Origin of the sequence: Kineosporia mesophila, from assembly GCF_021129235.1 — a bacterium.
GTDB classification, from domain to species: domain Bacteria; phylum Actinomycetota; class Actinomycetes; order Actinomycetales; family Kineosporiaceae; genus Kineosporia; species Kineosporia mesophila.
In genome coordinates this window covers 491,781-505,229 of record NZ_JAJOMA010000001.1, presented here as the reverse complement: position 1 = coordinate 505,229, position 13,449 = coordinate 491,781, and the positions used below count along the sequence as shown (strand labels likewise).

At 73.8% G+C, this 13,449-nt stretch carries 2 protein-coding genes; both read right to left on the bottom strand.

Annotation, left to right across the window (positions count from 1 at the left end):
- Positions 1-1,794 precede the first annotated feature (1,794 nt).
- A complete protein-coding gene (locus LR393_RS36095) occupies positions 1,795-7,500 on the bottom strand; it encodes a hypothetical protein (protein WP_331282894.1) in 5,706 nt (1,901 codons plus the stop codon).
- 93 nt (positions 7,501-7,593) lie between these two features.
- Positions 7,594-13,410: a hypothetical protein gene (locus LR393_RS01870; protein WP_231481098.1), complete on the bottom strand. Its 5,817-nt coding sequence runs from the start codon at positions 13,408-13,410 to the stop codon at positions 7,594-7,596.
- Between the last annotated feature and the right edge of the window lie 39 nt (positions 13,411-13,449).

Sequence of the window (13,449 nt, the reverse complement as noted above, 5' to 3'; positions counted from 1 at the left end):
GAGACTGTCGGCACGGTCCTGATCCTCGACGACAGCCTGACCGTGCGGATGGATCTGGTGCACGCGTTCGAGGAGGCCGGCTGGATCACGGTGCCCTGCGCCACCGTGGCCGCCGCCTGGGTGGAACTGGCCGCGCAGGAGGTGGACTGCGTGGTGCTCGACGTGGTGCTGCCCGACGGCGACGGGGTGGACGTGCTGCGGCAGTTGCGCACCCAGGCGGCCACCGAGTCGCTGCCGGTGCTCATGCTCAGTAGCGAGGCCGAGGTGAAGGACCGGATCCGGGGCCTGAGCACCGGCGCGAACGAGTACCTGGGCAAGCCCTACGACTCCGGGTACCTGGTGGCGCGCGCGCAGGAGCTGATCACCTCACCCGAGCCGGAGTCCGCCGATCACGTGGTGCGGGTGCTGGTCATCGACGACAACCCGCAGGTACGCGACCGGTTCGCGGACCTGTTGCAGCGCAGCGGTTACGAGGTGTTCCAGGCCGAATCCGGGCTGGCCGGGCTGCGGCACGCGGCGGTGCGCCGACCCGACGCGGTGCTGGTCGATGCCATGCTGCCGGACATCGACGGGGCCACCGTGATCCGCCGGATCCGGCTGGACTCGGCGCTGCGCGGAATCCCCTGCCTGCTGCTCGCGGCCTCCGACGACGCCGGGGCCGAGCTGACCGCCCTGGACGCCGGGGCGGACACGTTCGTGCAGGTCGGGACCGACGACGACGTGGTGCTGGCCAAGCTGACCGCGGCGCTGCGGCAGACGTCCATGGCCCTGCCGGCGGTGGACACGGCGAGCCTGCAGCGGCTCAAGAAGGTCGTCACGATCGGCGTCTCGGCACTGGCCGAGCACGCGGAACACCTGCGGGGTGAGGGTTTCGACGTGGTGCAGGCCCAGACCGGGCAGGAGGCACTGGAACTGCTGGCGTTCCAGCGGTGCGACTGCATCCTGATCGAGCTGGAGGACGACGGGGCCGACCGCCTGGACGTGTGCCGCCAGGTGAAGGCCGCGCCCGGGGTACGGGACGTCCCGCTGATCGTCATCGGTGACGACGATCAGCGCCAGACCATGATCGACGCGCTCGACTCGGGGGCCGACGACTACGTGAGCAGCACGGCCGACCCTCGGATGCTGCTGGCCCGGATCCGGGCTCAGCTCCAGCGCAAGCAGATCCAGGACGAGCACCGGCAGATCCGGGAGAGCTTGCTGCGTAAGGAGATCGAGGCCGCACAGGCCCGGGCCGACGCACAGATCGCGCAGACCCGGGCGGCGATGGTGGAAGAGCTGGAGCGCAAGAACCAGGAGCTGGAGTCGTTCAGCTACTCGGTCTCGCACGACCTGCGCAGTCCACTGCGGGCCATCGACGGTTTCACCACGATGCTCATCGAGGTGGTGGACGAGCACCTGGACGACTCGGGGCGCCACTACTCCGAGCGGATCCGGGCGTCGGTGAAGCGGATGAACGAGATGATCGACGACCTGATCGAGCTGTCCCGGGTGGGCCGGGCCGCGTTGTCGCGCCGTCCCACGGACGTCGGGGCGATGGCCGCCGAGATCCTCAGCGACCTGGCGGCCGGCTCGCCCGGCCGCACCGTGGAGACGGTGATCGAGGTGGACCTGAGTGCCTCGGCCGATCCCCGTCTGCTGCGCAACGTGCTGGAGAACCTGCTCGGGAACGCCTGGAAGTTCAGCGGCCAGGCCGACCGGGCGCGGGTCGAGGTGGGACGCGCCCCGAACGGGGATTTCTTCGTGCGGGACAACGGTTCCGGGTTCGACATGAGCCAGGCCGGCCGACTGTTCTCACCCTTCCAGCGGTTGCACAAGCAGAGCGAGTTCCCCGGCACCGGTGTCGGTCTGGCCACCGTGCACCGCATCGTCGAGCGGCACGGCGGGCGGATCTGGGCGGAGTCGGCGCCGGGCCAGGGAGCCACGTTCTGGTTCACGCTGCCGGAGTGAGTCGCGCCGGGGTACCGGGGCGACGAGCTCGGACGGGGCGTCCACGACGGTCACCGGCACCCCGAGCAGGGCCCCCAGACGAGCGGCGAAGTCACCCAGGCCGGCCTCCTGAGCACCCCCCGAGATCCGCTCCCCCGGAGCCGTGACGATCAGGACGGGCCGCTCGTGCAGCCCGGCGGCGAACAGGTCGAGCGCCATCTCCTCCGGCCGGATCCGGGCCGTGGCGCTCCAGGGCTGCCCGCACCAGCGGTGGGCCCAGACCGTCGTCGACCCGGGAGGGAAGGACCCGGCCCCGATGTTCGGGACGTACCGCAGCCCCAGGACCTGACCCGACCGGTACACCCGGGCCGGCTCGACCCGGCGCACCGCCGGCCCGGCCGTCACCCGCAGGCGACACGGCTCGACCGCCTCGTCCCGGATCCACACCGGCTGGCCGGGGCGGTTCAGGCCCGCGCCCAGCCATCCCCGCGGACGGTGGTGGGGCACCAGCATCGCCTCGGCCTCCGGGGGCAGGTCCACGATCTCCATCCGGCCCTGGTCGTCCCAGCGGCTGTGGGTCACCGACGTCACCCGCCGCACCTCACCCGCCGTCTGCAGACGCGCCGTCTCGGTCAGCACGGCGATCCAGGCCGCAGCCGGATCGGGCAGCGTGCGGATGATCGGGGCCACCTCGGTGAGGAAGAGGTTGCCCGGGCGGTTGATGAGCTGCCGGGCCAGGACGCTGACCGCGTCGACGAGCCGGTCCAGGATCTCCTGGGTCCCGGGGACCTCCACCACCTCGGGCAGCCGGCCCGGGGCCCAGGTGAGCTCGCTGCGGTGCTCGATCGACGGGGCGATCCGCACCAGGCGCTCGCGGTGCGGGGCCAGCCCCAGGGCACCGAGCATGTCGTGGTGCCGGCGACCGGAACGCAGCACGACCGAGTACCGCAGCAGGGAGGCCCGGGTCAGCACGAAGCGCTCGGTCATGCGCAGCTCACCGCCGTAGAGCTCGTGCTGGCCGATAAGGTAACGCAGCCGGGCAAACTCGCGCCACAGCAGCAGGGCGGGGTGCCGGGCCGGGGCCATGATGATGTCGTTGTTCACACCCCGGTCGCCGTCCTGCACGTTCAGCGTGAAGGCGGTCTCGGAGGCCGCGACCGCGTCGAAGACCTCGATCAGGGCGTCACCCGGGGCGAAGTGGTCGTCCCCGTCCGCGTAACTGCCGCCGAACGTGGTGACGAGCTGCACCCGCAGATGGTCGACGGCCGCACCGTAACCGAGGGGGGTGCGCTTGGCCCACTCGGTTACGGTCTGCGACCAGAGGGGGAAGTCCGCCTCCTCGTGGTACACCTCGCCGAGATCAACTACCAGGATGCCGTTCTCCCGGGCCCAGTCGAGCATCGACCGGACCCGCCAGATCCGTCCGCCGTACTCCGGGTCGGGGTCCGCCGCGGCGGCGGCCGCCTCGGCCCGGGTGACGTCGGTCCACAGCACGAAATCCACCCGGCCGGCGTACTCGCGCGCCGCACCGCCGAAGTTCGCCCGGAACCCGCCGGCCTCGGGCAGCGGGCCGCTGATCCAGATGCCGTGCACCAGGCGTGGAATCACCACCTCGGCGGGCAGCCGGGGGGTGTCCGGATCGGTCATGCCCCAGGTCCGGGCGCGGTGCGGCCGCCGGGCGGAGCTCACCGGCCCGCCGTCACCGCGCCGGCGGGCGGCGTCCAGCTCCTGCGAGTCCGGCGTCGTGCCGGGAGTGGCCTGAACCAGGTCGAGCCAGCGCAGGAACGGCGACACCTCGTGCGGAAGAAGGCCCAGCGGGTCGACGGTCTGCCAGGCCGGGCGCGGGGTGCGGGCGCGGCGCCGGTACGGGTCGGGACCGATGCGGCGCTCCATCTCGGCCTCGAAATCATCGGTGTAGAGCCGCTCGTCGGCGAGCCGTCGTAGCCAGGCCAGCGGCAGGCCGGACGGGGAGGGACGGGGTGCGGTGCCCGGCGCGGGCAGCCGTCCGGCCAGCTCCTGCGTCAACCGGGCGGCGGCCCGGAGCCGGTCCCGCTTCTGCGTCGCGAGACGCGAACGCAACGCGTCCGCGGTGGTGCCCACGTCGTCCTTCATCGGCTGCCCCGTCTCGTGGGCGACGGTCACCGGCCGGCCGAGCAAGCCGCTCAGACGGCGCGCGAACCAGGCCGTCCCGTTCTCGGGGCCACCCGACATCCGCAGGAGCACGGGTGCGCCGGCCGGACCGGAGCCGGACAGGCGCAGCGCGACCTGCTCGGCGGTGACCCGCCGCGAGTCGGCCCAGGCACTGCCCAGCCATCCCTGCAGCGTCACCCCGACGAACCCGGCGGGGAGCCAGGAGGCCCGCGTGACCACGGCCTGGGACGCCGGCCCGGCCACCGGCTCGGGCTCCGGGAGAAGGTGGGCCGGCACCACCATCTCGTCGAGGATCCAGGCGGGCATCCCGGGGAGGGCGGTGCTCTGGCCGAACCACGCGTCGGGATCGTCGGAGAACAGGTCGGGAACCGGGATGGTGTGCGAATCCGTCCGCGGTATCAGCAGACTCTCGGCCTGGGCGGGGAGCCCGACGTAGTCGGGAGTGCCGTCGTCGGACCAGCGGAACCGGGTGACGCTGGTGATCTGGGGCGCCTGCTTCCGGTCGGCCAGCACCGCGAGCATCCGCAGCGCGGCGATCCAGGCGGCGTCGGGATCGGGAAGTGCCCGCACGACCGGGGCGACGGCCGTGAGCTGGAGGTTGCCGGGGCGACTGTGCAGAAGGCCCAGCAGTGTCTGGATCACGGCGGCCACCCGATCGACGACGTCCGCGGGCCCGGACGTGAAGGTGTCCCGCGCCCAGCTGCGCACGTGCCGCCCGCGGATCGCCCCGGCCGCACGCACCAGCCGGCGGTCGGACGCCGTCAGCTCCAGCCGGCGCATCATCTCGCTGTGCACCAGCCCGGTGCGCTTGGACACGTCGTAGCGATGCCAGAACCGGCTGTCCGAGGCTCCGGCCCGGCGGATCGCCGTATCGACCTGGCCGAACAATCGGTCCTGGGTGAACGAGCAGGCCAGACGGTCGATCTCGCGCCACAGCAGGATGGCCGGGTGCCGCGCCGGGGCCACGATCACGTCGTTGTCGACGTGATCGGGATCGCTGACGTGCGGGGTGAAGGCGAACTCGGACGCCGCCACCGCCGAGAACAGTTCGGGAAGCCCGGCCAGGCCGTTGATCTCGTGCGGCAGACGCTCCTGACCGGGAAGCAGGAAGTGGTTGTCACCGTCGACGTAGGCACCCCCGAAGCGGGCCAGGATCTCCTGCCGCAACCGGTCGCTGGCCCCGGCGTAGCCGCGGGGCAGGAGTTTCGTCATCTCCGCCGTGTACTGCCACCACAGTCGCATGGGCGCGGCCGCGTGGAAGACCTCGGCCACCGACACCACGGCGATGTCGTGTTCCCGGGCCCAGTCGAGCATCTCGTGGATCGAGCCGGCCGGAGTGACCTGATTGACCTGGGCGCGGGTGATGTCGGTCCAGATCACGAACCGCACGCGGCCGGCGTAGTGCCGCGCCGCGGCCCCGAAACTTTCCCGGAGAACTCCGTTCTCGGGAGCCGGACCGCCCAGCCAGATACCGTGCACGAGATGCGGGATCGCGGCCCGGGACGGCAGGCGAGGAGCTCCCGGCACACCCCAGTCACCCCCCGGCCGCACCCGGCTGACCCGGCCGAGGGCCAGATCCCGCGGGTCCAGATCGCCGGGACGGGGGGTCCCGGGCCGGGTCAGGCTGATCCCGGCCAGGAACGAGGCCACCCGGTTGGCGGGCAGGCGGAGCTGGTCGATGCCGTGCAGGAAGTCCGGTTCGGGCAGCAGGCGGCGCAGGCCGAAGAGGTCGGGGGCGAGGCGGCCCAGCAGTCGCCGCTCGTGTTCGGGGTCACCGATCGGCACATCGAGGGTACGGCGCAGCCAGGCCAGCGTGGTCGCACCGGAGGTACCCCGCAGATCGGGAACGGCGACGGGCAGGGGAAGGTCGCGCTCCGGGCCGGCCGCCTCGAGGCGGCGGACCAGGACGGGCAGCAACTGCGCGGCCGCGTTCTCGGAAACCACCACCGCCCCGCGGATGTCGGGAACCCGGACCGGGCGGGCCGGAACCGGGCCGGTACCGAACCGGGCCGGTACCGTCAGTTCGCCCAGACGCCACACGCCGGTGGCCGGATCACCCCGGTACAGCAGCGCGTCGACCTCGGGCGGGAGCCGGACCTGACCGCCCTCCCCGGAGTCGGCGATACGCACCTCGGTCACCGTGGTGACAGCCGGAACACCTGGCTTCCCGGCCAGTTCCGCGATCCGGGCGATCAGCGCGACCCACAGCCGGCCGGGCTCGGGCTGCCCGGCGATCACCGGGGCGACCGCGGTGAGCTGCAGATCTCCCTCGCGGCTGATCAGCCGGCGCACGGTCGTGGCGACCAGGTCGTTCAGCACCTCGCCGGGCTCGGGCGCCACCCCGCCGGGGTTCACCGGACGGGTCTGCGCCCAGGAGCGCTCGTGGGCCGGGCGCACCGCGCCGTCGACCCTCACCAGGCGCTGGTCGTCCAGCCGGAATCCGATCACGGACAACGTCGTGCCCAGGTTCCGGCCGGCCCGGCGGGCCACGACGGAGCGCTGCCAGTGCTCCCGCTCCGGGATCCCCGGCCCGAGCGAGGCCATCACGTGATCACCACCGAACAGCTGCCGCTGGGTGAGGCCGTAGCTGGTGCGCGCGGTCTCCTGCCACAGCCGCAACACGGGATGACCGGCCGGGGCCACGATCAGGTCACCGTCGACGCCCTCCCCCTCGATCACGTGCACGGTGAATCCGGCCGGGCCCGCCGCCACGGCGTCGATGAGACCCGCGATCCGGCCCGGCTCACAGGCATTGTCACCGTCGAGGTAGAGGCCGCCGAACCGGTCCAGCACCTCCAGCCGCAGATGGTCGGAGGCGGCCGACAGGCCCCGGGTGAGGCGTTTGGCCACCTCGAGGCCGTACTCCTCGTGCAGGAGCATCGGGGCGTCCGCATGGAACACCTCGTCCACGTTGACCAGCAGCACGTCGTTCTCGGCGGCCCAGTGCACCCACTCCGTCGGGGCCCCGGCCCGGGGTACGTCCGTCCAGACGACGAACTGGACGTCCCGGTTGTGCCGGGCCGCCGCCGCGATGTTGGCCCGGAGAACGGCGTCTTGCGGGGCGGGGCCTCCCAGCCAGACGGTGTGGGCCAGGTAGGGGATGCCGGGCAACGAGGTCTCGGGGAAGGGCGGAGAAGTACGGACGCGGGTGGTCACCGGGCCGGTGCCGGTCAGGACGGCGTCGACGTCACCGGGGACCGGCGACGTCAGGCTGATCCGGCGCAGGAACGGCACGACCGACTCGGCGGGGAGCGCGGTCAGGTCGAGGTGACGGAGGAAGCCCGGGGCCGGGCGAGGTGCGCGGTGGCCGAGCAGACCGGGACCGAGAGCGGCCGACAGCCAGGCCTCGAAGTCGTCGCGGTACAGGTCGGCGACACAGTTGTCGCGAAGCCAGGTGAGCAGCGAGGCATTCTCCTTCACACCCGGATCCACGGCCCGGGGTGACGGGACGTTCACCCCGGGTCCCGCAGGGCCGGGCTCAGGCTCCGGCGGGGCGCACCGTGTTCACCGTGTTCACCGGACCGGTTCACCGAGGCCGGGCCAGCGCACGCGGGCGCTCTCCGGCAGCGGGGCGTCGACCGCCGTCACCAGCACCCCGAGCAGACGGGCCAGCTGCGCGGCGAACGACCCGAGACCGATCTCCGCGGTTCCACCGGCGTTCCGGCTCCCCGGCACGGTCACGATCATCACCGGCCGCTCGTGCAGCCCGGCCTCGATCAGGTCTTCCGCCATCTGCTCCGGGGTGATCCGGCCCGACCCGCCCCACGGCGATCCGCACCAGCGGCGCGCGCTGACCAGTGTCTGTCCCGGGGGAAGGACACCCTGGAGCCCGAGATCGGTTTCCTCGCCGTACCTCAGGCCCAGCGGTTCCCCGTCGGCCGGGGGTGCCGGGGTGACGGCGGCCGGGCGCTCCCGCGGTTCCCGGGCTCCGGGCAGCCGTAGCCGCGCGGGCTCGACCATCTCGTCCAGCAGCCAGACCGGCTGGCCGGGCCGGTTCAGGCCGTCGCCGAGCCAGGTGCCGGGGTCGGGGTCGGCGTCGCTCCGGATCAGGGCCTGGGCCTCGGGCGGCAGTGCGACGGTCTCCAGCTCACCGAGCTCGTTCCAGCGGTAGCTCGTGACCGAGCGGACCGGCGGCAGCCGCTCGGCGGCACCGAGCTGGGCGATCCGGGTGAGCACCGCGATCCAGGCCCCGTCGGGGTCGGGCAGGACACCGACCGCCGAGGCCACCTCGCACAGATGCAGGTCGCCCCGGCGGGCCACCAGTTCGTGGGAGAGCACCGTGATGATGTCGACCAGTCTTTCCGCCGGGTCGATCTCGTCCGGACCGGCGGGCAGCGGCACGGTCTCCCGGTACCGCTCCGGGGTCGGGAGGCACTCCACCGCGGGGGCCACCGGAACCAGCAGGCCGGGGTCCAGGTCGAGTGACTCCAGCAAGCGCGCGTGCAGGCCCTGCGCCCGCCGGGCCACCGGGTGCCGGCGCGGCCCGGCGGCCACACCCCGGAACCGCTCGGTCATCCGGTGCCGGCCGCCGTACAACGCGGGCTGGTCGGAGAGGTAACGCAGCCGGGCCGACTCCCGCCACAACCGCAGCGCGGGATGCCCGGCCGGGGCGACGATGACCCCGTCGTCCAATGCTTCGTCCAGCTCCTGCACGGTGAAACCCGCCGCCGACCAGGCAACCTCGCCGAACAGGCCGGGAAGCGTGGTGCCGCTGCCGAACCGGTGGCCGTCGGGCACGGCGGCCCCGCCGATCAGGGAGACGATCTCCGCGCGCAGGTAGCCGGCGGCCACGCAGTGGCCCAGCGGGGTGCGCCGCGCGCACTCGGCCGCGATCTGCTCCCCCAGCACCAGATCGGCCTGGCCGTGGAACACCTCCGCGACCGGCACCACCAGTACGCCGTTCCCCCGGGCCCAGGCGAGCATCGAGCGGATCCGGGCGGACCGGCCCGTCGGCTGCGAATCGGGGCCGGTGACGGGGCCGGTGAGGGCGGCGGCTGCCTCGGCGCGGCTGATGTCGGTCCAGAGCACGAACTCCACGCGCCCCAGGTACTGCCGGGCGGCGTCCCCGATCCGGGCGCGCAGGGGGTCGTGCTCGGGCACCGGGCCGTCCAGCCGCACGACGTGGACGAGATGGGGCACGGCCCCCTCGGCCGGTAGCAGGGGGGCTCCCGCGGGCTGTCCCCAGGCACGGGCGGCGCGGTCGCGGTTGACGGTACTCACCGGTCCGGTGGCGCCGAGCATCAGCCGGACCCCCAGCTCCCCGCCGTCCGGGTCGGTGCCGGCCGTCTCCGGGTCGAGGCGGGCCAGGTCGAGCCAGCGCAGGAACGGGGCCACGCCCTCCACCGGCAGGGTGGCCGGGTTCATCGTCAGCCAGGCCGGGCGGGCCGGGCGGGCGCGGCGCCGGTACGGGTCGGGGCCCATCTGCCGGGCCAGGTCGGCCTCCAGGGCGGTGGTGTGCAGCCGCGGTGTGGTCAGTCCGCGCAGCCAGGGCTGGATCTCGCGGACGGCCGCGGACACCGGAACGTCTTGCTCGGGACCGTCCGCCGGGCTGCTGCCCGGGCCCGGGGACGGCGGCAGCGGCGCGAGCCGTTCCAGATCGGCCAGGAGCCTCGCCCCGTGCCGGGTGCGCCGGGCCCGGGCGCTCTCCTCGCGCGCACGCAGTTCGCCGGCGGACCCCACCGGGGCCGGGGCCGGGGCGGGGCCCGCAGCGTGGGCCGCCACCACCTGCCGGTTCAGCAGGACGGACAGGCGGGCGGCGAACCAGGACCGCCCGTGCTCCGGGCCTCCGCTCATCCGCAGCAGCACCGGGCCGGTGAGGGCACCGACGCCGGACAGCCGCACGGCGATGTCCTCCGGGGTGACGCGGTGTTCGGCGCCGTCGCCGTCCAGGGCCCAGGCGGTGCCGTGGCGTCCGGTCAGCGTGACGCCGACGAAGCCCGGCGGCAGCCAGCCGGCCGAGGTGACGACGGCCCGGCCGGCCGCGGCGCGGCGCCCGCGCGAGCGCCCCCGGGCCTGTTCGGGGGCGAGAAGCCGGACCGGTGTCACGGTCTCGTCGAGGGCCCAGCCCGGGCGGCCGGGGACGGAGGTGTGTTTCAGGAACCACTGCGGGGCGTCCGGGGCGGGCTCCAGCACGGCCTCGGCCTCGCCGGGCAGACCGAGGTAGTCCGGGCTGCCGTCGTCGGCCCAGCGGAAGCGGGTCACCGAGGTCGTCACCAGAGCGGGGTGCCGCTCGCCCAGGAGCGAGAAGAACCGCAGCACGGCCACCCAGACGGCGTCCGGGTCGGCCATCGCGTTGATGACCGGCGCCACCGCGCTGAGATGCAGGTTGCCGGGGCGGGCGATCATCCGGCGGATCAGCGAGGCGATGACCGAGGCGGTGCGCACGGTGATGTTGCCGGTGGTCGCGGCCACCCGGCGGGGAGGACGGTCGGAGCCGGACCAGCTGCGGGTGCTCGTCTCCCGGATCGCCCCCAGCACCGGCACCAGCCGGGGGTCACCGGGGGCCACGCCCAGCAGGCCGAGCATGCTGTTGTGCACCGTCCCGACCCGCTGGGCCACGGTGTACCGGAGCCAGAGCCGGTCGGGCGAGGACCCGGCCCGGCGCTGGAGGAGCTCGTTCGTACCGAACAACTGCTGCTGCGGGAGCGAGCAGGCCACCCGGTCGAGCTCGCGCCACAGCAGCAGGGCGGGGTGCCGGGCCGGGGCCACGATCACGTCGCAGTTGATCCGATCGGGCGGGATGGAGTGCGGGGTGAAGGCGAGCTGTGACTGGGCGACCGCGGCGAACATCTCCGGAAGGGTCTGCACGGTCTCACTTTCCGGTGGCGTGCGCCGGTCGTCGTGCAGCAGGAAGCGGTTGTCACCGTCCACGTAGGCGCCGCCGAAACGGGTCATGATCTCCAGCCGCAGCCGGTCGCTGGCTCCGGAGTAGCCGCGCGGCAGCAGTTTCACCATGTCGGTGACGTACTGGTCCCACAGCCGCATCGGCGCGTCGGCGTGAAACACCTCGGTCACCGCGACCACCGAGATTCCCTGCTCACGGGCCCATTCCAGCATCGACACGATGCCGGCGGCGCGACCGGACGGGTTCGGGGCGGACAGCGCCCGGGCCGCCTCGGCCCGGGTCAGATCGGTCCAGACGACGAACCGCACCAGGTCGGCGTAGTGCTGGGCGGCCGACCCGAAACTGGCCCGCAGCAGGCCGTGCTCAGGGGCCGGCCCACCCAGCCAGATGCCGTGGACGAGGTGCGGCACGGCCGAGTCCGGGATCAGGCCGGGGGCGTCGGGCACGCCCCAGTCGCCCCCCGGTCGCAGAGCACTGACCGGGCCCGGGGCGAGCCGGTCCGGCGCCAGATCCTCCGGTGCGGGGGCCAGGAAGGAGCCGTCCAGACGGGTCAGGCTCAGGGCGTCCAGGAACGAGGCCACCCGGTCGGCGGGCACGGCGCGGCTGTCGATCCCTTCCAGGAACGCCGGCGCGGGCTCCGGACGGCGGAATCCGAACAGGTCCGGCCCGAGCTGGCCGATCAGCTCGTGCTCGTGCCCGCTCTCGCCGACCGAGGAGCCGAGAAGCTCGCGCAGCCAGCCGAGAACGCCTTTCCCCCAGTCGTCATCGAGGTCGCTGACCTCGGTGGACAGGGGTGCCACGGGCATCGTGCGGTGCTGCTGCACCATCTGCACGAGCCCGGCGACAATACTGGACGAGGTCTGCCCCGACACCCCGGCCACCAGCTGCGACCGTTCCACCGGGATCCGTACCGAACCGGAAACTTCGTCCTCCTCGTCGTGCGCCGGCAACGCCGCCGGCGACAGCAGCGCTGGTTCGACCAGCTCACCCAGCAGCCAGACCGGACCGTCATTCACCGCGATCCGCGCACCGAGCCATCCCTGGCCGTGTGGGCCGTGGCGCAGCATCTGCTCGACCGGGGCCGGCAGCCGCACCGTCACCGGAATCCCCTCGTCGTCCAGCCGGGCTCCGGTCACCGACCGTACCGGGCCGGGCCCGGGTGAGTCCGCCAGTTTCGCGACCTGGGTGATCACGGCCGACCAGAGTGCCCCGGGGTCCGACGCGGCCTCGATCACCGGCGCGAGGGCGGTGAGGTGCAGGTCGCCGTCGCGGTCGGCCGCCCGGCGGAGCGTCGCGGCGACCAGGTCGCGGGCCAGGGCCACGTCGTCCGGGGCCGGGGACCCGATCGGGAGACCGGCCGGCCGGCCCGGCACCGCCGGGGTGATCGTGGACCGTTCCGGGGTCAGGTCCAGGGTCTCCAGCAGCCGGCGCAGGACGAGCCCCGCCCGGTACTGCTCGGGGTGGCGGCCGGGACGATGTTCGGGCGGCAGGCCCGGGCCGAGCCCGGTCATGCGTTCCGGGCCGCCGAAAAGTTCTCGCTGCGGATTGATCTCGTGCACCCGGACGAGTTCGCGCCACAGTCGAAGCACCCGGTGCCGGGCCGGGGCCACGACCCGGGTGGGGGTGAGGTCCTCCGGGCCGTCGCCGGACACCTCGATCACGAACCCGGCCTCGCCGGTGCGGGGGGCCGGCATCGACGAGGCGGTCCAGGTCCCGCCGAACCGGGCCAGGACCTCCAGGGCCAGGTGACGCGAGGCCGCGGCCTCACCGGGCGCGGTGTGCTTGGCCAGTTCCAGCCGGAAGTGGCGGTGCAGCAGCATCGGGGCCCCGGCGTGGAAGACCTCGTCGACGTTCACCAGCAGGACGCCGTCCTCGGTGGCCCGGGCCAGGAAGGAGGCCACGACCGGGTCACCGGACCGGGCCCGCTCCCGGGTGATGCCGGTCCAGACCACGAACCGGAGCCCCTCACCCGGAGCGCCCGGATGCCGGGCATCCTGCGGGTCCGGCCACGGCACGTCGTTGGGGCCGCCCGCCGTCGGTCCGACGATGTGCACCAGGTGCCCGGGATCCGGTGCGTCCAGCAGGGCCCGCGGGGTCAGGCCGGCCGCGGTCGGGTCGGGGCCGGTCAGGCTGATGGCCCGCAGAAAGGGCGCGAGCGCCGCGACCGGGAGTTCATCCACGTCGAGGGCGGCGAGGAAGTCCGGGGCCCGCCGGGGAGCCGGGAGACCGAGGGGGCCGGGGACCGCGGCCAGGGACTGCTCGAGGTCATCCGTGTACAGCTGCGGGTGCGCGTGTTCCCGCAGCCAGGAGAGCAGTCCGGCCTCCGGGGCCGCGAAGCCGGGGACGGCGGGAACCGCGCTGTTCGTCGTCCGCAATTCCGCCCGGAGCCGCCGCAGAAGGTGAGCCGCCCGCCCGGCTGCGTCGCCCACCGGCCCCGCGGTCTGCGCCCCGGCGGCAGCCCCCTCCTCGGAAACGTTTTCCTTCACGACCGGTACCACGGCTGGAGCGTCGGCTGACGTTCACCC